20 protein-coding genes are annotated in these 25,972 nt (G+C 72.6%); 16 read left to right on the top strand and 4 right to left on the bottom strand.

Annotated features, from left to right (window positions below; all coding sequences use genetic code 11):
- Positions 1 to 241 precede the first annotated feature (241 nt).
- The 3 genes from SCWH03_RS08615 (at position 242) to SCWH03_RS08605 (ending at position 1,916) form a co-directional block, all read left to right on the top strand.
- On the top strand, positions 242 to 400 hold the full coding sequence (locus tag SCWH03_RS08615) for a hypothetical protein (RefSeq protein ID WP_173263568.1): 159 nt from the start codon (positions 242 to 244) through the stop codon (positions 398 to 400).
- A 17-nt stretch (positions 401 to 417) separates the two neighbouring features.
- Positions 418 to 690 carry a DUF4190 domain-containing protein gene (locus SCWH03_RS08610; protein ID WP_173263567.1) on the top strand — a complete coding sequence of 91 codons (273 nt, stop codon included), beginning with the start codon at positions 418 to 420 and terminating at the stop codon, positions 688 to 690.
- A gap of 62 nt (positions 691 to 752) precedes the next feature.
- Positions 753 to 1,916, top strand: coding sequence for a cysteine desulfurase family protein (locus tag SCWH03_RS08605; RefSeq protein ID WP_173263566.1), 1,164 nt, complete (start codon positions 753 to 755; stop codon positions 1,914 to 1,916).
- A gap of 98 nt (positions 1,917 to 2,014) precedes the next feature.
- On the opposite strand, the gene SCWH03_RS08600 is transcribed toward SCWH03_RS08605, so the two are convergent.
- Positions 2,015 to 2,686 (bottom strand): N-acetylmuramoyl-L-alanine amidase, encoded by a 672-nt coding sequence (locus SCWH03_RS08600; protein WP_173263565.1) that lies wholly within the window; start codon positions 2,684 to 2,686, stop codon positions 2,015 to 2,017.
- 83 nt (positions 2,687 to 2,769) lie between these two features.
- Between SCWH03_RS08600 and mnmA the strand changes: the two genes are divergently transcribed.
- The 9 genes from mnmA (at position 2,770) to gatB (ending at position 14,433) form a co-directional block, all read left to right on the top strand.
- A complete protein-coding gene (gene mnmA / locus SCWH03_RS08595) occupies positions 2,770 to 3,897 on the top strand; it encodes a tRNA 2-thiouridine(34) synthase MnmA (protein WP_173263564.1) in 1,128 nt (375 codons plus the stop codon).
- 307 nt (positions 3,898 to 4,204) lie between these two features.
- Positions 4,205 to 4,903 (top strand): SDR family oxidoreductase, encoded by a 699-nt coding sequence (locus SCWH03_RS08590; RefSeq protein ID WP_173263563.1) that lies wholly within the window; start codon positions 4,205 to 4,207, stop codon positions 4,901 to 4,903.
- A complete protein-coding gene (locus SCWH03_RS08585) occupies positions 4,900 to 5,895 on the top strand; it encodes a methionine synthase (RefSeq protein ID WP_173263562.1) in 996 nt (331 codons plus the stop codon). Before SCWH03_RS08590 ends, SCWH03_RS08585 begins: the two co-directional genes overlap by 4 nt.
- A 35-nt stretch (positions 5,896 to 5,930) precedes the next feature.
- Positions 5,931 to 8,114, top strand: a complete 2,184-nt coding sequence (gene ligA / locus SCWH03_RS08580; RefSeq protein WP_173263561.1) for an NAD-dependent DNA ligase LigA — start codon at positions 5,931 to 5,933, stop codon at positions 8,112 to 8,114.
- Positions 8,115 to 8,353: 239 nt separating this feature from the next.
- Complete coding sequence (locus SCWH03_RS08575; protein ID WP_173263560.1) at positions 8,354 to 10,480, top strand: putative bifunctional diguanylate cyclase/phosphodiesterase; 2,127 nt, start codon at positions 8,354 to 8,356, stop codon at positions 10,478 to 10,480.
- 383 nt (positions 10,481 to 10,863) lie between these two features.
- Positions 10,864 to 11,160, top strand: a complete 297-nt coding sequence (gene gatC, locus SCWH03_RS08570; RefSeq protein WP_017946771.1) for an Asp-tRNA(Asn)/Glu-tRNA(Gln) amidotransferase subunit GatC — start codon at positions 10,864 to 10,866, stop codon at positions 11,158 to 11,160.
- 6 nt (positions 11,161 to 11,166) lie between these two features.
- Positions 11,167 to 12,666, top strand: a complete 1,500-nt coding sequence (gene gatA / locus SCWH03_RS08565) for an Asp-tRNA(Asn)/Glu-tRNA(Gln) amidotransferase subunit GatA (protein WP_173263559.1) — start codon at positions 11,167 to 11,169, stop codon at positions 12,664 to 12,666.
- Positions 12,663 to 12,902 (top strand): hypothetical protein, encoded by a 240-nt coding sequence (locus tag SCWH03_RS08560; RefSeq protein ID WP_167450267.1) that lies wholly within the window; start codon positions 12,663 to 12,665, stop codon positions 12,900 to 12,902. The genes gatA and SCWH03_RS08560 overlap by 4 nt, the downstream gene beginning before the upstream one ends.
- 16 nt (positions 12,903 to 12,918) lie before the next feature.
- Entirely contained in the window at positions 12,919 to 14,433 is a 1,515-nt protein-coding gene (gene gatB, locus SCWH03_RS08555; protein ID WP_371872629.1) for an Asp-tRNA(Asn)/Glu-tRNA(Gln) amidotransferase subunit GatB, read from the top strand.
- Positions 14,434 to 14,561: 128 nt separating this feature from the next.
- Here the strand turns inward: gatB and SCWH03_RS08550 are convergent, their stop codons facing one another.
- The gene (locus SCWH03_RS08550) at positions 14,562 to 15,473 is read right to left on the bottom strand and encodes a hypothetical protein (RefSeq protein WP_173263558.1); all 912 of its coding nucleotides are present in this window, start codon (positions 15,471 to 15,473) and stop codon (positions 14,562 to 14,564) included.
- 407 nt (positions 15,474 to 15,880) lie between these two features.
- On the opposite strand from SCWH03_RS08550, the gene SCWH03_RS08545 reads away from it, so the two are divergent.
- The gene (locus SCWH03_RS08545; RefSeq protein WP_173263557.1) at positions 15,881 to 18,202 is read left to right on the top strand and encodes an MMPL family transporter; all 2,322 of its coding nucleotides are present in this window, start codon (positions 15,881 to 15,883) and stop codon (positions 18,200 to 18,202) included.
- Between the two features lie 148 nt (positions 18,203 to 18,350).
- Entirely contained in the window at positions 18,351 to 18,914 is a 564-nt protein-coding gene (locus SCWH03_RS08540; RefSeq protein ID WP_173263556.1) for a GNAT family N-acetyltransferase, read from the top strand.
- A gap of 112 nt (positions 18,915 to 19,026) precedes the next feature.
- Here the strand turns inward: SCWH03_RS08540 and SCWH03_RS08535 are convergent, their stop codons facing one another.
- Together SCWH03_RS08535 and SCWH03_RS08530 are read right to left on the bottom strand one after the other, a co-directional pair.
- Positions 19,027 to 20,187, bottom strand: coding sequence for a PQQ-dependent sugar dehydrogenase (locus tag SCWH03_RS08535; protein WP_173263555.1), 1,161 nt, complete (start codon positions 20,185 to 20,187; stop codon positions 19,027 to 19,029).
- A 162-nt stretch (positions 20,188 to 20,349) separates the two neighbouring features.
- Positions 20,350 to 21,351: an aldo/keto reductase gene (locus tag SCWH03_RS08530; RefSeq protein ID WP_173263554.1), complete on the bottom strand. Its 1,002-nt coding sequence runs from the start codon at positions 21,349 to 21,351 to the stop codon at positions 20,350 to 20,352.
- Positions 21,352 to 21,440: 89 nt separating this feature from the next.
- Between SCWH03_RS08530 and SCWH03_RS08525 the strand changes: the two genes are divergently transcribed.
- Both SCWH03_RS08525 and SCWH03_RS08520 read left to right on the top strand, forming a co-directional pair.
- Positions 21,441 to 22,391 (top strand): 2-hydroxyacid dehydrogenase, encoded by a 951-nt coding sequence (locus SCWH03_RS08525; protein WP_173263553.1) that lies wholly within the window; start codon positions 21,441 to 21,443, stop codon positions 22,389 to 22,391.
- Between the two features lie 515 nt (positions 22,392 to 22,906).
- Positions 22,907 to 25,759: a putative bifunctional diguanylate cyclase/phosphodiesterase gene (locus tag SCWH03_RS08520; protein ID WP_173263552.1), complete on the top strand. Its 2,853-nt coding sequence runs from the start codon at positions 22,907 to 22,909 to the stop codon at positions 25,757 to 25,759.
- Positions 25,760 to 25,972 lie beyond the last annotated feature (213 nt).

Below are 25,972 nucleotides of genomic sequence, written 5' to 3'. Positions count from 1 at the left end.
CGCCCCGGGGGTGCCGGGCTCGCGGGCCCCGGGTATCGGGATCGGTGCCGTCAGCGCCCGGGTCCTCAACCTCCGTGCCTGGCGGACGCCGGCGCTGTGACTCATGACATGCGGTAGACATCCGCCCGCTCGTATGCGGAACCCTCGACCGGGTAGCCGGCCAACAGTCGTGCTCTGAAGTCTCCGGGGTCCGGCAGCCGGCCGGCTCCCGCAGTTCCCCGCGAAAGGAAGGCCGAGGAAGATGATCGCCCTCGTCGCCGCCGTCGCCTTGCTGGGCATCCTCCTGGGTGCCGTGGCCCATGTCCCGCCGCCGCTGTCCGCCGCAGCCGCCGCCGCCATCGCCGGCTGGCTGCTCGTGTTCGCCGTGCGGGAGCGCCGCGCACGGCGGTCCGTTCGCTGATCCGAGGAGGAATTCCCGTGCAACTCGCCGCACCCGCACACCGGTTCACCGGAACGCGCGACGCCGACGGCATGGCGGTCGCCTCGTTCGTCCTCGGACTCGTCGGGCTGCTCGTGATGAACATCGTGCTCGGACCCGTCGCCGTGGTCCTCGCCGGTCTCGCGCTCTGGCGCGGCACCGCCCGGCGCGGGCGGGCCCTTCTCGGTCTGCTGCTCGGCGTCGCGGACCTCGCCGTACTCGCCGCGCTCGTCGTGGGCGACGGCATGGTCGTCTGGAGTCCCCTCGGCTGACCGGTCCCGCCCCCCCCGGGGCGGGTACCGGACTCCGGGCGGCTCGTAGAATCGTGTCCACCATGGCCTACCTCGACCACGCCGCGACCACTCCGATGCTCCCGGAGGCGATCGAGGCGATGACCGCCCAGCTCGCCGCCACCGGCAACGCCTCCTCGTTGCACGCAGCGGGCCGCAGGGCCCGCCGTACCGTCGAGGAGGCCCGCGAGGCCCTCGCCGAGGCGCTCGGGGCGCGCCCCAGCGAGGTCGTCCTCACCTCCGGCGGCACCGAGGCGGACAATCTCGCCGTCAAGGGGCTCTACTGGGCCCGGCGAGCCGCCGACCCGCGCCGCACCCGCGTACTCGCCAGCCCCGTCGAGCACCATGCCGTCCTCGACGCCGTGCACTGGCTCGCCGGGCACGAGGGCGCGAACGTCGAGTACCTGCCCGTCGACGCCCTCGGCCGGGTGCACCCGGAGACGTTGCGGGAGGCCCTCGAGAGGGACCCCTCCGATGTGGCGCTGGCCACTGTCATGTGGGCCAACAACGAGATCGGCACCGTCATGCCCGTCCGTGAACTCGCCGATGTCGCGGCCGAGTTCGCTGTTCCGCTGCACTCCGACGCGGTCCAGGCCTTCGGGCAGCTCGACGTCGGCTTCGCTGCGTCCGGGCTGGCCGCCATGACCGTCAGCAGCCATAAGATCGGCGGCCCGTACGGCGTCGGCGCGCTGCTGCTGGGCCGCGAGCACAGCCCCGTGCCCGTGCTGCACGGCGGCGGTCAGGAACGCCATGTGCGCTCCGGGACGCTGGACGTGCCGGCCGTCGCGGCCTTCGCCGTCGCCGCCCGGACCGCCGCCGAGCGCCGCGAGGACTTCGCCCGCGATATCGGCGCCCTGCGCGACCGGCTCGTCGCCGCCGTCCTCGACGCCGTGCCCGACGCGATCCTCGGCGGAGACCCGGAGGACCGGCTCCCGGCCAATGCCCACTTCACGTTCCCCGGCTGCGAGGGCGACTCGCTGCTGCTGCTCCTGGACGCCCGGGGCATCGAGTGCTCCACCGGCTCGGCCTGCACGGCGGGTGTCGCCCAGCCCAGCCATGTCCTCCTCGCCACCGGCACCGCCCCGGACCTGGCCCGCGGCACGCTCCGCTTCAGCCTCGGCCACACGTCCACCGCGGAGGACGTCGAGGCCGTCGCCGGGGCGATCGGGCCCGCCGTGGAGCGGGCTCGCGCCGCGGGCCTCAGCTAGCACCGTGTCAGGCGGTGTTCGCTCGTCGTGACGCCCGGCCTGCCCGGCCTGCCCGGCCTGCCCGGCCCAGCCGGACCCGCCGTGCCGGCACGGAACGGCTAGAGCCGCGTCGCGGTGGGCGACGGCGGGGCCGCCGCCCGCCGCACCATCGGTATGTACCGGTCCCAGTCCCAGTGCGGGCCCGGGTCGGTGTGGTCGGTCCCGGGCACCTCGACATGGCCGATGATGTGCTCCCGGTCGACCGGGATCCCGTAGCGCGCGCAGATGCCGGCGGTCAGGCGGGCCGACGAGGCGTACATCGCGTCGGTGAAGTCCTCGGGACGGTCGACGAAGCCCTCGTGCTCGATGCCGATGCTCCGCTCGTTGACCTCCCGGTTCCCCGCGTGGAAGGCGACGTCGAGCTCGCGGATCATCTGGGCGATCCGCCCGTCACCGCCCACCACGTAGTGCGTGGCGGCGCCGTGGGCCGGGTCCTTGAACACCTTCAGCGCCGTGCGGTAGCTGCCCTGGACGACATGGATCACCACCCGGTCGATCGTGTAGTCGTCGGGCCGGTCGGCCCGGCGCCAGTTCGCCGAGGAGGCCGCCGTCCACACCGCGCCCGCGTGGTCCAGCTCACCCCCCACGCGCGGCTTCTCCATGCCCGGCAGCTTCCACCACAGCCGCCTCAGCTCGTCCTGGGCCACCACGCCCGCACCCACGAGCGCCGCGCCACCGCCGATGAGCACGGCCCGCCTGCCGACGCCGCGCTGTGCCTTCCCGTCGCCCATGCCACCCCTCTTCGCACCCCGTCACCTCCCGAACGACCACACGTGGGCATCCGGTTCCCGGCGCCCCGTACCCTGGTAGGGCTATGACTGACACACGCCAGCGCCCGCTCCGCGTCCTCGCCGCCATGTCCGGCGGGGTGGACTCCGCCGTCGCCGCCGCCCGGGCCGCCGAAGCGGGACACGACGTGACCGGGGTGCATCTGGCGCTCTCGGCGAACCCGCAGTCGTTCCGCACCGGCGCGCGCGGCTGCTGCACCGTGGAGGACTCCCGCGACGCCCGCCGCGCCGCGGACGTCATCGGCATCCCCTTCTACGTCTGGGACCTCGCCGAGCGGTTCCGCGAGGACGTGGTCGAGGACTTCGTCGCGGAGTACGAGGCGGGCCGCACCCCCAATCCCTGCCTGCGCTGCAACGAGAAGATCAAGTTCGCGGCGCTGCTCGACAAGGCGCTGGCCCTGGGGTTCGACGCCGTGTGCACCGGCCACTACGCCACCGTGGTCGTGCGCGAGGACGGCCGGCGCGAGCTGCACCGCGCGAGCGACGAGGCCAAGGACCAGTCCTATGTACTCGGCGTGCTCGATGCGCGGCAGCTCGCCCACGCCCTGTTCCCGCTCGGCGACACCCTCACCACCAAGGACGAGATCCGTGCGGAGGCCGAGCGGCGCGGACTGGCCGTGGCGAAGAAGCCCGACAGCCACGACATCTGCTTCATCGCCGACGGCGACACCCAGGGGTTCCTCGCGAAGCGCCTCGGCAGGGCGGAGGGCGACATCGTCGACGAGTCCGGCGCGAGGCTGGGCACCCACGACGGTGCGTACGGCTTCACCATCGGCCAGCGCAAGGGACTGCGCATCGGCCACCCCGCGCCCGACGGCAAGCCGCGCTACGTCCTGGACATCTCACCGGTGGACAACACCGTCACCGTCGGACCGGCCGAGGCCCTGGAGGTCTCCGCGCTCACCGCGGTGAGGCCCCGCTGGTGCGGCACGGCCCCCTCCGGCCCGGGCACGTACACGGCGCAGCTGCGCGCCCACGGCGGCGAGACGGAGGTCTCGGCCGAGCTGGTGGGCGGCGAACTGCGGGTGGCGTTCACCGAGCCCGTCCGCGGGGTCGCCCCCGGCCAGGCGATCGTGCTGTACGACGGCACCCGGGTGGTCGGCTCGGCGACGATCGCGGCGACGACGCGCCGGCCGGGTACGGTCACGGCCTGAGACCGTGTCCGCGCGCCGGGTCGAGGCTGTCGTCCGGCTCGTCCGGGACCGCGAATCCGCGACGGCGAATCCCCTCCGCGAACGGCGCGGCTCGTCTTCACGCCACGGGACGCGGTGCCGCCCGGGACCTCCGCCGTGCGAACGGTCGCCCGACCGTGGCCAGGCGAAGACCGGGGGCGGTTCCGGCGCACCGGACGCCGGGGGCCTCCTGTCTGCGCCCCTCACCGGCCTGGTCTTCTTCGCCGGGGACCCGGTGGGACCGCCCTCGTCCCCCTCGTGGTGAGCGCGGGGCTGCGGTGATGCGAGCATGGCCGGTATGGCTACACATCTGATCACCGGAGCGGGCTCCGGCATCGGCGCGGCCGTCGCGCGCCGGCTGCACGCGCGCGGCGACGCCCTCGTGCTGCTGGCCAGGGACGCCGGCCGCGCCCGGGAGCTGGCCCGGGCCTACCCGGGCTCGCGCACCCTCGTCGGCGACCTCGGCACGCCGGACCGGCTGTCCTGGGCGTTCTCGCACCAGACGCTGCCCGAGCGGGTCGACTCGCTGCTGCACATCGCGGGCGTCGTGGACCTCGGCCGGGTCGCCGACCTCACGCCGAAGACCTGGCAGGCGCAGCTCAACGTGAACCTGGTGAGCCCGGCGGAGCTCACCCGGCTGCTGCTGCCCCAGCTGCGGGTGTCCCGGGGCGCGGTGGTGTTCGTCAACTCCGGTTCGGGGCTCAACGCCCATGCCGAGTGGGGCGCCTACGCCGCCTCCAAGCACGGCCTCAAGGCACTGGCCGACGTCCTTCGGCAGGAGGAGCGGGAGCACGGTGTACGGGTCACCTCGGTGTACCCCGGCCGCACCGCGAGTCCGATGCAGGAGAAGGTGCACCGGCAGGAGGGCAGGGAGTACGACCCGTCGCGGTGGATCGACCCCGAGTCGGTGGCGACGGCCATCCTCACGGCCCTCGACCTGCCGCGCGACGCCGACATCCACGACCTCACCGTCCGGCCGGGGCGGTGAGCGGCGCCGTGTGGGGCGCAGCGACCGGAGTCGGCTCGCTGCCCGGCGGGGACGCGCGTGAGGCCGCGAAGACCGTCACCGGGTCCTTCGAGGACTTCCCCCACCTGCCCGAGCTGCCCGCCCGTGGCCCCGGCGCCGACATGGTCGGCCGGACCGCGGGGCTGCTGGCGGAGTTGTACGCGCGCGTCGAGCCGAGTGGCTGGCGGATCGGTGACCGGCCGGGCCGGGACACCCGGCGGGCCAGGTCCTGGCTCGGTGAGGACCTGGACGCGCTGGAGGAGTTCGCCCAGGGCTACGAGGGCCCGCTCAAGGTCCAGGCGGTCGGGCCGTGGACGCTCGCGGCGGCCCTGGAACTCAGGAACGGCGAGGCGGCCCTCGCCGACCCCGGCGCCTGCCGGGACCTCGCGGGATCGCTGGCCGAAGGACTGCGCGGCCACCTCGCCGAGGTGCGGCGCCGGGTGCCGGGTGCGCGGCCCGTGCTGCAACTGGACGAGCCCTCCCTGGCGGAGGTGCTGGGCGGCCGGGTGCGGACCGCCAGCGGGTACCGGACGCACCGCGCCGTGGACCGGCAGCTCGCCGAGAGCGCGCTGCGGGAGGTCGTCTCCGCCGCCGGTGTGCCGGTGGCCGTGCACTCCTGTGCTCCTCAGGTGCCGTTCGCCCTGTTGCGCCGGGCGGGCGTCGCCGGGATCTCGTTCGATTTCGCACTGCTCACCGAGCGTGACGAAGAGTCGGTCGGTGAGGCGGTCGAGGGCGGTACGAGGCTTCTTGCGGGGGTCGTGTCCGCCACCGACGGCCCGTTGTCCGACCCTGCTAGTAGCGTCATGGGTGTCAGGACGCTGTGGCGCAGGCTGGGGCTGGATCCGGGGACTCTCGCGGAGTCGGTCGTGATCACCCCGTCATGCGGGCTCGCGGGCGCTTCGCCCGGCTACGCCCGTGCGGCACTCGCGCACTGCGTCCGGGCGGCGCGATCGCTTGTGGACAACCCTGAGTGATGGACCGAGGGCCGAGGTAGCGGGAGGACGTGACGGTGGCTGTCGAACAGCGGGGGCCGGTGCCGGCGGAGGTGCGGGACGAGCATGCCCGGGTGGCCGAGCAGGTCGAGGAGCACCGCTTCCGGTACTACGTGAAGGACCAGCCGGTCGTCAGCGACGCCGAGTTCGACCGGCTGATGCGGTCCCTGGAGGCGCTCGAGGAGGAGTACCCGGAGCTGCGCACGCCCGAGTCGCCGACCCAGCGGGTCTCGGCCGCCTACGAGACGGAGTTCACGGCGGTCGAGCACCGCGAGCGGATGCTCTCCCTCGACAACGCCTTCGACGAGGCGGAGCTCGCCGCCTGGGTGGACCGGGTCGCCAAGGAGGTCGGCAGCTCCGCGCACCGCTTCCTGTGCGAGCTGAAGGTCGACGGCCTTGCGGTCAACCTCACCTATGAGAAGGGCCGGCTCACCCGGGCCGCGACCAGGGGCGACGGCCGTACCGGCGAGGACATCACCCCCAACGTGCGGACGATCGCGGACATCCCGGTCCGCCTGCGGGGCGACCGGGTACCCGATCTGGTGGAGATCCGGGGCGAGGTCTACTTCCCCATGGAGGCCTTCGAGGAGCTCAACGCCCGCCGGGTCGCGGCCGGCGAGCAGCCCTACGCCAACCCCCGGAACTCGGCGTCGGGCTCGCTGCGGCAGAAGGACCCCAGGGTCACCGCCACCCTGCCGCTGCACATGGTGGTGCACGGAATCGGCGCGCGCGACGGCCTGGAGATCGCCCGGCTCTCGGAGGCGTACGAGCTCCTCCACGAGTGGGGCCTGCCGACCGCCCGGCACTGCAAGGTGGTGGACTCCCTGGAGGAGGTGCGGGCGTTCATCGCGTACTACGGCGAGCACCGGCACTCCGTGGAGCACGAGATCGACGGGGTGGTCGTCAAGCTGGACGAGATCCCGCTCCAGGGCCGGCTGGGTTCGACATCGCGGGCGCCGCGCTGGGCGATCGCCTGGAAGTACCCGCCGGAGGAGGTCAACACCAAGCTGGTGGACATCCGCGTCGGGGTGGGCCGTACCGGCCGGGTCACGCCCTATGCGCAGGTGGAGCCGGTGACGGTGGCGGGTTCCGAGGTCGAGTTCGCGACCCTGCACAACCAGGACGTGGTGAGGGCCAAGGGCGTCCTGATCGGCGACACCGTGGTGCTGCGCAAGGCGGGCGACGTCATCCCGGAGATCCTCGGCCCGGTGGCCGACCTGCGGGACGGCGGCGAGCGGGAGTTCGTCATGCCGGCCGAGTGCCCCGAGTGCGGTACGGCCCTGCGGCCGATGAAGGAGGGCGATGTCGATCTGCGCTGCCCCAACGCCCGCAGCTGCCCGGCCCAGTTGCGGGAGCGGCTGTTCTACCTGGTGGGTCGCAAATCCCTGGATGTGGAGGCGTTCGGCTATGTGGCCGCTGCGGCTCTGACGAAGCCGCTGGAGCCCGCCGAGCCGCCGCTGGCCGACGAGGGCGACCTCTTCGATCTGACGGTCGATCAGCTGTTGCCGATCAAGGCGTATGTGCTCGACCAGGACAGCGGACTGCCCAAGCGCGATCCCAGGACCGGCGAGGAGAAGATCGTCACCGTCTTCGCCAACCAGCAGGGCGAGCCCAAGAAGAACACGCTGGCGATGCTGGAGAACCTCGCGGCCGCCAGGGAGCGGCCACTGGCCCGCATCCTCACCGGTCTGTCCATCCGCCATGTGGGGCCCGTGGCCGCCGAGGAGCTGGCCCGCGAGTTCCGGTCGATCGAGCGCATCGAACAGGCGTCCCAGGAGGAGCTCGCGGCGGTCGAGGGTGTCGGGCCGACGATCGCCGCCTCGTTGAAGCAGTGGTTCGAGGAGGACTGGCACCGCGAGATCCTCCGCAAGTGGCGTGCCGCGGGTGTCCGGATGGAGGAGGAGGGCTCCGGCGAGGACGAGGGGCCGCGCCCGCTCGAGGGTCTCACGGTCGTCGTCACCGGCACGCTGGAGAGGTACACCAGGGATGGCGCCAAGGACGCGCTCCAGAGTCGCGGAGCGAAAGTGACGGGTTCTGTTTCGAAGAAGACCTCATTCGTTGTTGTGGGTGACAGTCCTGGGTCGAAATACGACAAGGCCCTTCAGCTGAAGGTGCCCGTACTGGACGAGGGCGGCTTCGCGGTGCTGCTCGAACAAGGCCCCGACGCGGCCCGAGAGGTGGCCGCACCGATCGGGGAGTAGGACGACCGTACGAACCGACCCCCCGTCAGGATCACTCGTTCGGCGCATATCAGAGGGATAAGGGTGGCCGGGGCGCATTCGGGCAAGAGCTGTAGAGCGCTGCCCGTCGAAGCCCACCGCGGCCTACTGTTGAGGCATGCGCCTGTTGTGCACGGCCGCGTGGTGAGGTTTCGGCCGTGGCCGCATGACACGGAAGCCACCATGTGGCATCGGCACCGCCGGCTGTGAGAGGGACGGGAATGGAACCGACCGAGAGCGCCGCCCCGGTCTCACGGCCGCGTGGTCTCGCGGGACTCGCGTTCGTCGCGGGCATCGCGCCCAGGCTGCCGCTCGTCGTCGCGGGCATCGCCGCACTCGCCCTGGCCACCGGGCTCTTCGGCGCCCTGCGCGAGGGGCGGGCGCTCTTCCCCACGGGCGCCGAGGGCTGGTCCCTCGCCGCGCTGACCGCCGTCATCGTCGGCCATCTGGTCGCCCTCGGGCGGGACCGCTGGTGGGGCGGCACCGGCTCCGGCGCCGCCCTGACCCTCGCGGTGCTGCTGCTGTACGGCTGGGTCCCGGCCGCCCTGGTCAGCCTCGCCGTGGTGGTGCCGGTCGGCGCCGCCCGGCGGCACCGCTGGCGGCAGGGCGCCCTGCACGGCGCGGTGGACGTGCTGGGCATCGGCGCGGCCGCACTCGTCCTCGCCGCCTTCGGCGAGGCACCGACCGTCGAGGAACCCTGGCAGCCCCTGCACTGGGGACCGGAAGCGATCCCCGAGGTGGTGCTGGCCGCCGCCGCGTACATCGCCGTCACCCGGATGCTGCTCTGGTACGCCCTGGTGCCGCAGGGCAGCGGACTGCCCACCGTCGCCCGCACCGCGCTGCTGCGGCAGGGGCTCGTGGCCGTCGCCCTGCTCGGCATCGCCCCGCTGATCTGCGTCGTCGCGACCACCCTGCCGGCGGTGCTCCCGCTGTTCGCGGTGCCGCTGATCGCCCTCGACTCCACCCTGTGGATCGCCCGCGTCCGGGCCGAGGAGCAGCTGCGCGACCCGCTCACCAAACTCCCCAACCGCCAGTGCCTGCTGGAGCGCACCTGGACGGCGCTGGAGGAGGCCGAGGGGACCGGAGTGCGCTCCGCCCTCGTCCTGATCGACCTCGACCGGTTCCGCTCGGTCAACGACACGCTCGGTCATCTCGCTGGGGACCGGCTGCTGCTCCAGATCGCCGAGCGGCTGAAGCTCGCGCTGCCGCGCGGAGCGGAGGCGGCGCGGCTGGGCGGCGACGAGTTCGCCGTGCTGCTCCCCACGACCGACTCCACCACCAGCGCCCAGCGGGTCGCCCGGCACCTGGTGGGCCAGCTCTCCTCACCCCTCGACCTCGACGGGCTCACCCTGGTCCTGGAGGCCAGCGCCGGCCTCGCCGTCTTCCCCGACCACGCCCTGGACGCCGAAGGGCTGCTCAGGCGGGCGGATGTGGCGATGTACCAGGCGAAGCGCGACCGCACGGGCGTCGAGGTGTACGAGTCCAAGCGCGACTCGAACACCCCGGACCGGCTCGGACTGCTCGGCGATCTGCGCCGGGCACTGGACGCGGGCGAGGTGGAGCTCCACTACCAGCCGAAGGTCCGCTTCGACGGCCATGTCGCGGGGCTCGAGGCACTGGTGCGCTGGGTGCACCCGGACCGCGGCCGGGTTCCCCCCGACGAGTTCATCGCCATCGCGGAGTCCTCGGGGCTGATGCCCCATCTGACCGAGTACGTGCTGGAGTCCGCGCTGGGCCAGGTCGCCGAGTGGCGCTCCCAGGGCCTCGAGGTGCCCGTCGCCGTCAATGTGTCGCCGCGTGACGTCCACTCCCCGGGCTTCGCCGGCTCCGTCGCGGCACGGCTCGCCCGGCACGGCGTCCCGGCGGGCGCGCTGCAGCTGGAGATCACCGAGCATGTGCTGCTCGAGGACCCGCAGCGGGCCGGGGACACCCTCGCGGCCCTCACCGGCCACGGAGTGAAGATGTCGCTGGACGACTTCGGCACGGGCTACTCCTCCCTGGTCCATCTGCGTCGGCTCCCGGTCAGCGAACTCAAGATCGACAGATCGTTCGTCGCCCGGCTGGCGGTCGACACCGAGGACGCCGAGATCGTTCGCTGCACCGTCGACCTCGCCCACTCCCTCGGACTGCTGGTGGTCGCCGAGGGCGTGGAGGACGACGAGACCTGGGAGCGACTGCGCGACCTGGGATGCGACGCGGTGCAGGGCTGGCTGGTCGCGGCGGCGATGCCGCCCCAGGAGACCACGGCATGGCTGCGGGCCCGGGGCGAGCACGGCTCGCACCGCCCGGTGGGCGACCTCCCCGCCGCCCCGTCCGAGGTGGACCGCCCGTCGGGCCTGGTGAACTGAGCGGTCGCGCCGAGGCCGGCTGCTGATCCTCCGACCTGGCGGTGTGGCGCTCCGGCGGTCCTATGGTCCGGCGGTGCGGGCGCTGGGTGCCGCCGGTGGCTTGGCGGTCTTGCCGGGCCTGGCGGTCTGACGGTCCGATGGCCGGCGGTCTGACGCTCTGACGGTCCGGCGGCCTCGCGGCTTCGCGGCTTCGCGGTCCGGCGGTCCCGTGACGCCGTCCTCCCGGGGCGCCTCCCGCCCGGGCAGGGGGCTCCGCCCTGCGGCCCGAGGCGCCCGCCGCCGAGGGTACCGGCCGGGTCCCGCGGCAAAGGGTTTCGCGGGCACCCCGACCTGGCCCATAGGATTGGGCCACAACCATCACACTCACCCCTGAGGATCGCTGCATGCCTGGCATCACGCGCGAGGAGGTCGCCCACCTCGCCCGGCTGGCACGTCTGGAGCTGAAGGCCGAAGAGCTCGACCACTTCGCCGGACAGCTCGACGACATCATCGGCGCGGTCGCCCGCGTCGCCGAGGTCGCCGACCGAGACGTACCGCCGACCTCCCATCCGCTGCCGCTGACCAACGTCATGCGCGCGGACGAGGTCCGTCCGTCGCTCACCCCCGAGCAGGCGCTCTCCTGCGCCCCGGCACAGGAGCAGCAGCGTTTCAAGGTGCCGCAGATCCTGGGGGAGGACTGACCAGCGATGACGGACAGCCCCATCATCAAGCTCACCGCGGCGGAGATCGCCGCGAAGGTCGCCTCCGGCGCGCTGACCGCCGTCGAGGTCACCGAGGCGCACCTCGCCCGGATCGAGGCCGTGGACGAGAAGGTCCACGCGTTTCTGCACATCGACCGTGACGGCGCCCTCGCCCGGGCCCGCGCCGTCGACGAGAAGCGCGAGCGCGGCGAGAAGCTCGGCCCACTGGCGGGTGTGCCGCTGGCGCTGAAGGACATCTTCACCACCGCGGGCATCCCGACCACGGTCGGCTCGAAGATCCTCGAAGGCTGGATCCCGCCGTACGACGCCACCCTGACGCGCAGGCTGAAGGAGGCCGATGTCGTCATCCTCGGCAAGACCAACATGGACGAGTTCGCCATGGGGTCCTCCACCGAGAACAGCGCCTACGGCCCGACCGGCAACCCCTGGGACCTGACCCGCATCCCCGGCGGCTCCGGGGGCGGCTCGTCCGCCGCACTGGCCTCGTACGAGGCTCCGCTCGCCATCGGCACGGACACCGGCGGCTCCATCCGCCAGCCCGCCGCCGTCACCGGCACGGTCGGTGTGAAGCCCACCTACGGCGCCGTCTCCCGCTACGGCATGGTCGCCTTCTCCTCGTCCCTCGACCAGGGCGGGCCCTGTGCCCGCACGGTCCTGGACGCGGCACTGCTGCACGAGGTGATCGCCGGCCACGACCCGCTCGACTCGACCTCCATCGACGCCCCGGTCCCGCCGGTCGTCGAGGCCGCGCGCAACGGCTCGGTCGAGGGCATGCGGGTCGGTGTCGTCAGGCAGTTCCGCGGCGAGGGCTACCAGGCCGGTGTGGTGCAGCGGTTCGACGAGTCCGTGCAGCTGCTGAAGGAGCTGGGCGCGGAGATCGTCGAGCTCGACTGCCCCTCGTTCGACCTGGCTCTCTCCGCCTACTACCTGATCGCGCCGTCCGAGTGCTCCTCGAATCTCGCCCGGTTCGACGGTCTGCGCTACGGCCTGCGCGCCGGCGACGACGGCACCCGCTCGGCCGAGGAGGTCACCTCGCTGACCCGCGAGGAGGGCTTCGGCGACGAGGTCAAGCGCCGGATCATGCTCGGCACATACGCCCTGTCCTCGGGCTACTACGACGCGTACTACGGCAGTGCCCAGAAGGTGCGCACCCTGATCAAGGAGGACTTCGAGAAGGCCTTCGAGCAGGTCGACGTGATCGTCTCCCCGACGACCCCGACCACCGCCTTCCCGATCGGCGAGCGCGCCGACGACCCGATGGCGATGTACCTGGCCGACCTGTGCACCATCCCGACCAACCTGGCCGGCAACGCCGCCATGTCGCTGCCCTGCGGACTGGCGCCGGAGGACGGCCTCCCGGTCGGTCTGCAGATCATCGCCCCCGCCATGAAGGACGAGCGGCTCTACCAGGTGGGTGCGGCCGTCGAGGCGGCCTTCGTGGCACGCTGGGGCCACCCGCTGCTGGAGGAGGCACCGTCACTGTGAGTAGCTTGCAGAAGGCCAAGGGCTTCACGAAGTCCCGTACCGGCACATATGTGTCCATGGCCGCCACCGCGTTCGGAGCCATCGGCGTCGCCAAGCAGGCCAGGAAGGCCCGCCTGGAGCACGACACGCTCCGGCTGGTCGACGCCGCCGTGTCCGCCGCCGCCATCGTCACCGGACTCGCGATCCTCTACCGGGAGCTGAAGCGCCTGGGCGACGACGACGTCCTGCTGGGCTGAGAGGGAAAGTTTCATCGTGACCGTCACGACTGACCTGGTGTCGTACGAGGACGCACTCGCGTCGTACGACCCCGTCATGGGCCTGGAGGTCCATGTCGAACTCGGCACCAGGACCAAGATGTTCTGCGGCTGCTCGACCGGGCTGGGCGCCGAGCCCAACTCGCAGACCTGTCCCACCTGCCTGGGCCTGCCCGGCTCGCTGCCGGTGGTCAACGCGGTCGGCGTCGAGTCCGCCGTGAGGATCGGTCTCGCGCTGCACTGCGAGATCGCCGAATGGTGCCGCTTCGCCCGGAAGAACTACTTCTATCCGGATATGCCGAAGAACTTCCAGACCTCGCAGTACGACGAGCCGATCGCCTTCAACGGCTATCTGGACGTCCAGCTCGAGGACGGCGAGGTCTTCCGCGTGGAGATCGAGCGCGCCCACATGGAGGAGGACACGGGCAAGTCGACGCATGTCGGCGGCGCCACCGGCCGTATCCACGGTGCGTCGCACTCCCTGCTCGACTACAACAGGGCCGGTATCCCGCTGATCGAGATCGTCACCAAGCCCGTCGTGGGCGCCGGTGACCGCGCCCCGGAGATCGCCAAGGCGTACGTCGCCGAACTGCGCGAGCTGATCCGCGCCCTCGGCGTGTCCGAGGCCCGGATGGAGATGGGCCAGATGCGCTGCGACGTCAACCTCTCGCTGATGCCGAAGGGCTCGGAGACGTTCGGCACCCGCAGCGAGACCAAGAACGTCAACTCGCTGCGCAGCGTGGAGCGCGCGGTCCGCTTCGAGGTCCGCCGCCACGCCGCGGTGCTGGGCGGCGGCGGCACGATCGTGCAGGAGACGCGCCACTTCCACGAGGACGACGGCAGCACGACGTCCGGCCGGGTCAAGGAGGAGGCGGAAGACTACCGCTACTTCCCGGAGCCCGACCTCGTCCCGGTCGCCCCGTCCCGCGAGTGGGTCGAGGAACTGCGCGCGGGGCTGCCCGAGCTGCCGCGGGTGCGCCGCAACCGCCTCCGCGAGGAGTGGGGCGTCTCCGGGCACGACATGCAGTCGATCCTGAACGCGGGCGCGATCGACCCGATCGTCGCCACCATCGAGGCCGGCGCCGACCCCCTCTCCGCCCGGAAGTGGTGGATGGGGGAGCTCGCCCGCAGCGCCAACGAGTCCGGACGCTCGCTCGAGGGGCTGCCGATCACACCGGAACAGGTGGCCAGGGTGGCGGCCCTGGTCGCGGACGGTTCGCTCAACGACAAGCTGGCACGCCAGGTCATCGAGGGCGTGCTGGCCGGCGAGGGCGACCCGGACGCGGTCGTCGAGAAGCGGGGCCTGAAGGTCGTCTCCGACGAGGGCGCGCTGGGCGCGGCGGTCGACGAGGCGATCGCCGGCAACGCCGCCATCGCCGACAAGATCCGGGGCGGCAAGGTCGCCGCGGTCGGCGCGCTGGTCGGCGCCGTCATGAAGGCCACCCGCGGTCAGGCCGACGCGGCCCGGGTCAAGGAGCTGATCCTGCGGAAGCTCGGCGTGACCGAGGGCTGATCCCCGGCACGGCACTTCGGCGCGAGGGGTGGGACACCGGCACGGTGCCCCACCCCTCGTCTGTTCCCGCAGGCTGTGTCCGCAGTCTGCTACGTCCCGGTCCGCCGGCCCGGACCGGGGCGTAGACCTCAGCGGGTCCGTATCCCGAGGCCCGGCAGCCACAGCTCGCCGCGGCCGTCGACCACGGCCTCCCGGGCGGACAGCTCCTGCGGGCCGACCGCGCCGCGCGAGCGCAGTTCCGCCACGGCCAGCCGCGCCGCCGCGGTCGGGGAGTTCTCCGCGGCCTCCGGAAACGCCGAATGCCACCAGCCCCGGTCGTGGCCGTGCCAGCCGCATTCCCGCATCAGCCAGTCCCGTTCCGGGCACTGCTGCGCGTCCCGGTCGTCGATCGCGACCCCCAGTCCCTCGCCCGGGCTGTACGACACGACGAGATCGCGGCCGGGATCCTGATCGGCCACCACCGTGAACCCGGCCCAGTCGCCCGGCACCTGCACGGGAAGCTGCTCCGCCCAAGCGGCGAGCAGGAGTTCCAGGGCGCTCTCCAACTGCCCCCAGTCACCCGCGAGCCGGTGGTCGGGGCGCTGCCCCGGCGATTCCCCCGGCCCGCCGCGGTACAGCTGCCAGCTGTAGGGCAGCAGGTCGAAGTCATGCGGTTCGCCGGTCGACCGGGCGCCGCCCCAGGTGAAGCAGCGGTACTCGCCGTGCTCCAGTTCCTCTGGCCGGTGGACCGACAGCGTGACGTGGAACCGGTCCCCCGACAGCAGCACCAGTCGGTCCGCGTCCCGCCAGCGGACACTGGGCCCCCAAGCGGAGCCGCCGTACAGCGTCGGCTCCCCGATCGCGGCGACGATCGGCCCGTAGACCTCCCGGAACGCCTCGCGCCGCTCCATCCGCGTCGCCCCGGGTGGGTGGCGCACGATCGCGACGGGCGGCCCACCGAGATGATCCCGGGGCCACCGGTGCAGGTGCTGAGCGATCTCAGCGGCCGTGTTGGCCGTGGTGGTGGTGATGATGGTCGGTGATTCCCCCCTCATGGTCATGAGCCCATGGTGACAGTCCGCTCCGGCATCGCCACCGAATCGGTACCCGCGGCCCGTCGGCCACTGGCGGGATCGCGCCCGGCGGACCCGGGTCAGGGTCTTTCCGGACCTTCTCTCCGGGGCCCTGCGGGGGCACCCGGGGCAGCCGAGGCCGTGGGGGTCGGCGGAGCCCGTTGGAGCCCGCACGGTCCGCCGCCGTGCCAACCCGACGCCTGGCACGGCACGGCACGGCAGGGCAGGGGAGGGACTGCCCGCGCCCGCCTCGCCTCGCCCCTGTGAGGATGACCACGAAACGGGCGAAGGGGGCCTAACGATCACCCTCTCCTGCGAGAGTGTGCAGCTGTAGCTCATGTGTTCTTTACGGGCAGTTCCCGGTGAAGATCCACGAACCACCAGGGAGCTCGTCCGTGTCCGCCGTCGCCCGGTGGTGCATCAGGCACCGACTCGTCGCCGTTCTGCTCTGGCTGTCGGCCCTCTGCGGCGCGTCGGCGGCCGCGGCGTTCGCGGGTACGGCGTACTCGAACGACTACGACGTACCCGCCACCGAGTCGGGGCGGGCCGCCGACCTCCTCCGGGAGGGCTTCCGGGGCGGCTTCGACGGCGGGGACACCATCGTCTGGCACAGTGCCCGGGGGAGTGTCCTGGCGGCCGCCGTCGAGCAGCGGATGACCGCGGTGCTGGAGGAGGTCGAGCGGCTGGACGGCGTCGCCTCGGTCACCGGCCCGTACGGCGCGTCCCCGGAACCCCGGTCCGGGACCTGGCCGGGCGGGTCCTCCGGCAGCACACCGGGCGGTGGCGCGGAGCCCAGCGCGGAGCCCAGTGCGCAGCCCAGCGCGGAGACCAGCGCGGGGAGCACGCAGATCAGCGACGACGGCCGCACGGCCTATGCGACCGTCGTCTTCGAGGGAGGGACCGGCAACGTCCCCGAGGCCCATGCGCGAGCCGTCGTCGACACGGCCAAGGCTGCCGCCGGCGACGGTCTCCAGGTCGAACTCGGCGGCCCCGCCACCGCGCTCACCGAGACGCCCACCTCCCACCTCGCGGAGATCGTCGGAGTGGCCGTGGCTGCTGTGGTGCTCTTTCTCGCCTTCGGGTCACCGGCCGCCAGCCTGCTGCCCGTCGCCACCGCGCTCATCAGCGTCGGCACCGCCTACGCGGGCATCGTGCTCCTCGGCCATGCCATGGACGTGGCGGACTTCGCGCCCGTGCTGGGGCTGCTGATCGGGCTCGGCGTCGGGATCGACTACGCCTTGTTCATCGTCACCCGGCACCGGGGGGGCCTGCGGCGCGGGCTCCCGGTGGCCGAGGCCGCCGAGAAGGCCGTGGCGACGACCGGCCGCACGGTCGTCTTCGCCGGCCTCACCGTCTGCATCGCACTGCTGGGGATGCTGGTGCTGCGGCTCTCCTTCCTCAACGGAGTGGCGATCGCCGCCTGTCTGACCGTACTGCTGACCGTCGCCGCCTCCGTGACCCTGCTGCCGGCGCTGCTGTCCCTGATCGGTATGCGCGCGCTGAGCCGCTCGGAACGTGTGCGGCTGGCCCGGCAGGGACCCGGGCCTGAGCTTCCGACCGGCTTCGCCGCCCGCTGGTCCGCCTTCGTCGAGCGCCGCCCGAAACTGCTCGGGCTGGTCGCCACCGTGGTGATGGCCGTTCTCGCGCTGCCCGCGTTCTCACTCCACCTCGGCACCTCCGACCAGGGCAACGCCCCCGCCTCCAGCACCACCCGCAAGGCGTACGACCTGATCGCCGAGGGCTTCGGGCCGGGCACCAACGGGCCGCTCACGCTCGTCGCCGCCCTCGACGATGCGGACGACCGGCTGGCGATGCAGCAGTTGCCCGCGACCCTGCGGGACACCGAGGGCGTCGCCTCCGTCAGCCCCGTGACGTTCAACGGCCGCTCCGACACGGCCCTGGTCGTCGTCGTCCCGGAGTCGGCGCCGCAGTCGGAGCGGACCAGCGAACTCGTCGAACTGCTGCGTGCCGATGTGCTGCCCGACGCCGGTAACGGAACATCCCCCGAGGTCCTCGTCGGCGGAGTGACCGCCGGCTACGACGACTTCGCGGACGTGATCGTCGGGAAGCTGCCGCTGTTCGTCGGTGTCGTCGTCACGCTGGGCTGCGTGCTGCTGCTCCTCGCGTTCCGCTCGGTCGGCATACCGCTCAAGGCCGCGCTGATGAACGTCGCCGCGGTCGCCTCCGCGTTCGGCGTCGTCGTCGCGGTCTTCCAGTGGGGCTGGGGCGCCGAACCGCTGGGGCTCGGCGGCGCGGGGCCGATCGAGCCCTTCCTCCCCGTGATCATGGTCTCGGTGCTCTTCGGGCTCTCGATGGACTACCAGGTGTTCCTGGTGAGCCGGATGTACGAGGAGTGGCTGGAGACGCGGGACAACCGGCGCGCCGTGCGGGTGGGCCTGGCCGAGACCAGCAGAGTGATCAACTCGGCGGCCGTCATCATGATCTCCGTCTTCCTCGCGTTCGTCCTCGGCGGTGACCGGGTCATCGCGATGTTCGGCATCGGCCTCGCCACCGCGGTCGCCCTGGATGCCTTCGTCCTGCGCACCCTGCTGGTCCCGGCGCTCATGCACATGCTGGGCACCGCCAACTGGTGGCTGCCGCACTGGCTGGACCGCCGGCTTCCGCGCATCAGCATCGAAAGTCCCGACCGTCCGCCGCCCCCGCATGCAAGGATCACCGGAGTGCGGGTGGGCGAGGACGGCCCGCTCGTGCGGTAGCCCGGCACGAGGACGACCGGCAGGCCGGTACGGGAACCGCCGGCATGCGGGTACGGACCGGCAGGCCGGTACGGGAACCGGCGGCCCGGCACCACGACCACAGAGCGGCCCCGTCACGCATGGCGCGCCACGGGGCGTGAGGAGCGGGATGTTCGCGATACCTCTTGGCGACGGCGCCGAACTGCGGCCCGTCGAACCCTGGCAGGCAACGGAGTTCCTGGAACACGTCGAACGCGCCCGGGAGTACGCCGGCCCCTGGGTGCCGCTGATGCTGAGGGTGAGGGACGTCGAGTCGGCCCGGGCCCTGCTCCAGGACTTCGCCGACAGGCAGGCCGCGGACACCGGCCGCCTCTGGGCCGTCCGGTTGAACGGCACACTCGTCGGCGGGGTGCTCTTCCGCGTCTTCGACACCGTGAACGAGACCTGCGAGGTCGGTGTCTGGCTTGAGCCCTCCGCCGCCGGACGGGGACTCATCGGCAAGGCCGTCGAGGTGCTCATCGACTGGGCCGTCGACGAGCGCGGGATGCACCGCGTCGAATGGCTCGCCTCCTCCGCCAACCACCGGTCCATCGCCGTGGCGAAGCGACTCGGGATGAGCCGGGACGGAGTGCTGCGCGAGAGCTTCCCGTGGCAGGGTGTCCGCCACGACATGGAGGTCTGGTCGGTGCTGGCACCGCAATGGCGGGCGCGCCGCGAGGCCGGCCGCCGCTGAGGCACGGCCGGGCGTGCGGCGCCGCCGGGGCAGGCCGGTCCACCGGTGCAGTGCGCGGGTTCGGGCGCGCATCTGAGAGATCGGCGACGGGGTCCTTCAGGGTGGGGAGGGTTCAGTCCACCGTCAGCCGCAGGATCCTGTCGTCCCCCGCCTCCGGTGCGCCCCTGCCGTCCGTCTCGCTGGTGACCAGCCAGACGTCCCGTCCGTCCGCTGTCCCGGTGACCGGCAGGACCGTGCGGAGCCGGCCGTACTCCTCCTCGAGGAACGCCTGGGGGGCCGCGGACGGTTCGGTCCCCGCGAGCGGGATCCGCCACAGGCGCTCGCCCCGGAGCCCCGCCATCCAGATGGACCCCGCGGCGTAGGCGATCCCGCTCGGTGACGCCTCGTCCGTGCGCCACTGCGCCACGGGGTCCACCAGCCCGGCCTTCCCCGCCCTGCCCTCGGCGTCGGGCCAGCCGTAGTTCCCGCCCGGCTCGATGAGGTTCAGCTCGTCCCAGGTGTTCTGCCCGAACTCCGAGGCCCACAGGCGCTTCTGCGCGTCCCAGGCGAGGCCCTGCACATTGCGGTGCCCATACGAGTAGACCACGGAGCCGGCCGACGGATTGCCGTGGACGGGTTGCCCGTCGGGGGTCATCCGGAGGATCTTGCCGCCGAGGGACGCCATGTCCTGGGCCAGCCCCGGCTCACCGGCCTCGCCGGTGCCCGCGTACAGCATCCCGTCCGGGCCGAACGCGATCCGGCCGCCGTTGTGGATGCGGCCCTTGGGGATGCCGCGCAGGATGGTGTCGGGCGCGCCGAGCTGCTGTCCGGCCGGCTTGCGCTCGTCGTACAGCATGCGGGCGATGCGGTTGTCCGACGCTGTGGTGAAGTACGCGTACACCAGACCGTCCGAGGCGAAGTCGGGGGAGACGGCGAGGCCCATCAGCCCGCCCTCGCCGGCCGGGGCCACGCCCGGCACCGAGCCGACCACCGTCTGCTTGCCGGTCTCGGCGTCGACGCGGGTGATCGTGCCCTGGTCCCGCGACGACACCAGCAGGTCGCCGCCGGGGAGGGCCGCGAGGCCCCAGGGCGACTCCAGATCCCGGGTCAGCGTGGCTGCCACCCTCACCGACCCCTTCGCCGGGGGCGCCGTCTCGGAGGGGCCGCCGGCCGCGGCCGACGGCTGCGCCGTCTCGGAGGCGTCGCCCTCGCGGCCGGCCGCGGCCCCCGTGTCCCCGTCGGACGAGCATCCCGCGGAGAGCATCAGCGCGGCAGCTGCCAGCAGAGCCGTCACCACTGAACGTTGCACTGTCCTGGTTCCCTTCGCAGGCGAGTGGTGGGGAGAGCGAACCGGGGGAGCCGCCCGCCGGCAGGTGCGCCGCAGCGCATCGCACCGCGCCCCGGCGAGTGGTTCCCGTGGTTCCGGTGGTTCCGGTGGTTCCGGTGGTTCCGGAACCTACTGGTCCCAGGATTCCAGAGCGGGCGGCAGCGCGGCGATCTCGGCCGCGTCCCGCGGCGTCAGCGCCAGCCGGGCCGCGGCCGCGTTCTCCACGGCCCACCGCTCCCGTTTGGTGCCCGGCACCGGTACGACATGACGACCCTGCCCCAGGACCCAGGCCAGCGCCACCTGGGCGGGGGTCGTACCGGGGCCGTGCCGTTCGGCGACCCTGCGCAGCCCCGCCACCAGCGGCTGGTTCGCCGCCATCATCTCCGCGGTGAACCGCGGGTGCCGGGCCCGCAGGTCGTCGGGTTCGAAGCCCTCCCCGGGCGTCAGCGTGCCGCTGAGGAAGCCGCTGCCCAGCGGCATCGCGGCCATCAGGCCCACACCCCGGGCCGTGCACCAGGGCAGCAGCGAGTCGAGTGCCTCGGGCGACCACACCGACAGCTCCGCCTGGACCGCGCTCACCGGGAAGACCTGCTGTATCCGATCCAGTTGCCGGATCGTTTCGTCGTGGCGCCCGGCGCCGGACCTGCGCGCAGCGCGCGCGCCCACCGCGCAGAGCCCCAGCGCCCGGACCTTTCCGGCCGAGACCAGCTCCGCCATGGCCCCCCAGGTCTCCTCCACGGGGATCTCCGGGTCCGCCCGGTGAAGCTGGTACAGGTCGATGACGTCGGTTCCGAGCCGCCGCAGCGACGCGTCACAGGCCCGCCGCACGTATCCGGGCCGGCCGTTGGCGACGATGTGCTGGTCGCCGGCGAGCAGCCCGACCTTCGTCGAGAGGAAGACGTCGGCCCGCCGCTCCTTCAGCACCCTGCCCAGCAGCAGTTCGTTGGTGAAGGGGCCGTACATGTCGGCCGTGTCGAGCAGCGTCACCCCGGCGTCCAGGGCCGCGTGCACGGTGCGCAGCGACCGGTCGCCGCGCTGCTGCGAGCCGGTGTACCCCCAGCTCATCGGCATGCATCCGAGGCCGATCGCGCCCACCTCGAGCGCCGCCGCACCGATTGTCCTGCGGTCCACCTGCGCGTACCCCTCCTCGTGCCGCTCCCAAACTAACGTCAGGTTCCCGCCCCGGCGCGCCCAGCCTCCCGGCGGTTAGCCTCCTGACCATGACTGCTGACGTGTGGCTGCCGATTCCGGCCGACGAGATCGAAGGGCTTCCCGACGCCGTGGAGACGGGGCTGAACTACCGCTTCTGGGACGGCGGGCAGGATTTTCCCGCGGACCCCGGTGACTGCGGCTTCTACGCCGTGCCGTACATGAAGGGAACGGAGGTCGCCGTGCGGCCGCTCGCCGCGATGACGCGTCTGCGGGTCGTGCAGACCCTCACGGCGGGCGTCGACTACATCGAGCCCGGCCTCGGCTCGCTGCCGCCCGGAGTGCGGCTGTGCAACGCCAGGGGAGTCCACGAGGCGAGCACGGCGGAACTGGCCCTCGCCCTGGTGCTCGCCTCCCTGCGCGGCATCCCCCGCTTCGTGGAGGCCCAGCGGCGGGAGGAGTGGCACGCGGGGTTCTACCCGGCCCTCGCCGGCAGGTCGGTGCTGATCGTCGGCTACGGCTCGATCGGCGCGGCCATCGAGGACCGGCTCGTTCCGTTTGAGTGCGCGCGGGTGGCGCGCGTCGCGCGCTCCGCCCGTACCACCGAGCGCGGCGCAGTGCATGCACTCACCGATCTTCCGGAGTTGCTCCCGGAAGCCGACGTGGTGATCCTCTCCACACCGCTCACACCGGCGACCCACCACCTCGCGGGCGCCGGATTCCTCTCCCGGATGAAGGACGGCGCACTGCTGGTGAACGTGGCGCGCGGACCGGTCGTCGACACCGGGGCACTGCTCAAGGAGGTGGAGAGCGGCCGGATCACCGCGGCGCTCGACGTCACCGACCCGGAGCCGCTGCCCGCCGGCCATCCGCTCTGGCACGCCCCCGGTGTCCTGATCAGTCCCCATGTCGGCGGCTCCACGTCGGCGTTCATGCCGCGCGCCAGGCGGCTGCTGGCCGGACAGCTGACCCGTTACACGGCGGGTGAGCCGCTGCGAAACGTGGTCCTCACGACCGGGTAGGGGCCACACTGGTACGCCCGGACACCCTGCGGAGTCGTCCGGCTGCGTGCAGTGCCGAAAGTGTCGACAAACTGCCTTGCCGTCACGGAGCGTAGACGACCTATGTCCCTGAGTGACGACTCTGGTGTATCGTCCCGACTTGGGGGCTGCGTCGGGTTCGAGAACGGCGCTGCGGAGCGACCAGACTTCAAGGGGGGTCGACGGGCGATGCACGGCCAGTGGACGAACCATCCGACGCGGCGGGAGCGCCGCCGACCACCCTCGCCAGTGCCAGTGCCAGTGCCAGTGCCAGTGCTGGTGCCAGTGCTGGTGCCGGTGTGGGTGCCGGTGTCGGCGCAGGCACCGGCACCGATGCCGGTTCCCGCGGCCGGGTCCGCATGGCCGGACGTACCCCGCGGGCCCCACCGGGGTGAGTCCTTGCGGGATGAGTCCTTCCGAGGTGAGTCCCTCCGGGCCGGACCGTGCGGGCGGCCCCCCGCGCGCAGCCGGACGAAAACGCTGTCAGGGGCAGTGCGGTGATCGCCCCCACGGCGCTTCTCGCCCGCCGCCGGGTGCGGGAAGGCGGCGGGACGGGGCTGCTGCCCCAGATCCTGCTGGTCCTCGCGAGCGGTGGCTACGCCGTCGGCGCGGCGTTCGGCTGGGGCTCCGGGAAACTCGCGCTGATCATGGGCGACTTCGGGCTGAGCTGCGCGGCCGGACTGGCCGCGGTCTCCTGTTTCCTCTACGCGCGTGCGCGCGGCAGCCGCTTCCGGCCCGCCTGGATGCTGTTCTCCGTCTCCTCCGCCATGGCCGCCTGCGGAAACGCGGTCTGGGGCTGGTACGAGGTGGTCCTCGAGCGGCCGGTCCCCAGCCCGTCCCCGGCCGATCTGTTCTTCCTCTGCTTCGCCCCGCCCGCCATCGTCGGACTGCTCGTCCTCGCCAAGCGGCCCGTCACCCGGGCCGGCTGGGTGTGCCTGGGCCTGGACGCCTGGCTCATCGGCGGCTCGCTGCTCACGCTCTCCTGGAGCCTCGCTCTCGCGCACACCGCCCGCTTCGAGGGCGAGAGCGTGCCCGAGGCGGCGCTGTCGCTCGCCTATCCGCTGCTCGACATCGTCCTCGTCAGCATGGTGCTGGCCCTGCACTTCCGGCGGTCGCACGGCAACAGGTCCGGCATCAACACCGCGATCGCCGCTCTCGCCCTGACCGTGCTGTGCGACGCGCTGTTCACTTCACCCCTGCTGCGTGAGAGCTACCGCTCGGGCCAGTTGCTGGACGCCGGCTGGTTCGCCGCCTCGCTCCTCCTCGCCTACGCACCCTGGGGAGTGCGCCGGCCGGAGCCGCCCCTCGCGCCGGTCCGCGGCCCGCGGCCGGCGGTCCGGCCGATCACGGGCTCGCTCGCCGCGCTCACCCCCTATCTGGCCGCCGCCGTCTGCACGCTCGGCATCCTGTACAACGTGATCGAGGGCCGCCGTGTGGACCGGGTGGTGGTCTTCACCGGCTGCACGGTCGTCCTCGCCCTGGTCGTCCGGCAGGGCATCATGCTGCTCGACAACATCGCCCTCACCCATGAACTCGCCCAGAAGGAGAACCACTTCCGCTCCCTGGTGCAGGGCTCCAGCGATGTGATCATGATCGCCGCCCCGACCGGCGTACTCCGCTACGTCAGCCCGGCCGCCGCCGGTGTCTACGGGCGGGACGCGGAGGAGCTCATCGGCTCGGAGCTGGCCTCGCTGATCCATCCGGAGGACCTCGGACGCGTCGTCCACGAGGTGCGCAGATTCCTCGCGGCCCCGCCCGCCGACGAGCCCACGACCCGGATCGAGTGCCGCTTCCGGTCGGGTACCGGCCAGTGGCTCAACGTCGAGTCCACGGTCAAGCGCCACCAGGGCGGCCTGATCTTCAACAGCAGGGACGTCACCGAACGAGTGCGCCTCCAGGCCCAGCTGCAGCACAACGCCGAGCACGACCCGCTCACCGACCTGCCCAACCGGGCCCTGTTCACCGAACGGGTGCGGCAGGCCCTCTCCGGGCGGCGCGCCGGGGACGCCGGCACGGCCGTGCTCTTCATCGACCTGGACGGCTTCAAGGGAGTGAACGACCGCCACGGCCACCAGGCGGGCGACGAACTGCTGATCCAGGCCGCCCGCCGCCTCCAGGACTCCGTGCGGGCCGGTGACACCGCGGCCCGGCTCGGCGGTGACGAGTTCGCCGCGCTCATCCTCGGCGACGGCTCGCGCGACCAGGCCGCCCGGGAGCGCCAGGTGCGGGAGATCGCCGACCGGCTGAGGCTGATGCTGTCGCAGCCGTACCGGGTGGAGGGCCGTGAGCTGCGGGTCGCCGCGTCCATCGGAGTCGCCTTCGCCGAGTCCGGCATCACCGCCGGCGATCTGCTGCGCAACGCCGACCTGGCCATGTACCGGGCCAAGGCCGGCGGCAAGGACCGGGTCGAGCTGTACGCGCCCCAGATGCAGACCGGGGCCCCCATGGTGATGGACCGGTCCGCCCGCTCCCGGCCGGTGCTTCGGGACGGCGAGTTCACCCTGCTCCACCAGCCCGTGGTAGGCCTCGTCGACGGCCGGATCGCGGCCGTGGCGGCTCAGGCGCGCTGGAGATCGCCCCAGGGCATCCTGTTCACTCCCGACGAACTGCGCCGGGTCGCCGAGGACGGCGCCCCGACCGCCCGCTTCGGCCGCCGGATGCTGGAGGAGGCCGTCGAGCAGGCGGCGGAGCGCGTCCGCCTCGGTCACCGCGTCCCCGTCTCGGTGCGGATCCCCGCCCGGGGGCTGCTGGACCGGTCCACGCCGCTCGGCTCCATCGAGAGCCTGCTCACCCTCCACGGGCTGCCGTCGGGCTCCCTGGTGATCGAACTGGCCGACAGCGACCCGAGGGTCTCCTTCGACGAACTGGAGCACCGTCTGGTGGCGCTGCGCAGACTCGGCGTGCGGATCGCCCTCGACGGCTTCGGCAGCGGCTATGCGGCGATCATCGCCCTGCGCCGGCTGCCGATCGACGTGCTCAAGCTCGACCGCGGGCTGGTCGAGGGTGTGGTGGAGTCGGCCAGACTGCACAAGATCACTGCGGGTCTGCTGCGGATCGCCCGCGACCTGGGCATGCAGTCCGTGGCGGACGGCGTGGACGTTCCGGAACAGCTGCTGGCCCTGCGCGCCATGGGGTGCACCCACGGCCAGGGGAAGGCGTTCTCCGGACCCCTCGACGAGCAGCGGCTGCGCCTCGCGCTGGCGCGCGGCGAGTTCCCGGTGCCCGGCGGTTCCGCCCTGCCGGTCCTGTCCGGCCGGGCGCTGCCCGCCCGGCGTTCCCCGGTCATCCCCGAGATCGTCGGCAGACCCCCGATCTGCTCGAATAGTGAGACGCCCGTCCCACCCACTTGACAGCCATGGTGCGCCGGGGAGAAGGTCAGTGCCATGCGCACCCGAATTCTCGTACGTGGACAGCGCGTCGGATGAAGCACGGCCCCGCACGGGCTCTGCAGACCGCACCGACGCGCTCCCCTCGCTTGCCTCCCGGCACGAGGGGTTTTTTGTTGCACTGGTACTACCAAATCCCCGCAAAATCCTCCGCCGCACCATCCTCAGCTTCGAGAA

This window comes from Streptomyces pacificus (genome assembly GCF_011766325.1).
GTDB classification, from domain to species: Bacteria; Actinomycetota; Actinomycetes; order Streptomycetales; family Streptomycetaceae; genus Streptomyces; species Streptomyces pacificus.
Note: the sequence above shows the minus strand (reverse complement) of the source record. Positions and strands in the feature narration are given on the sequence as shown.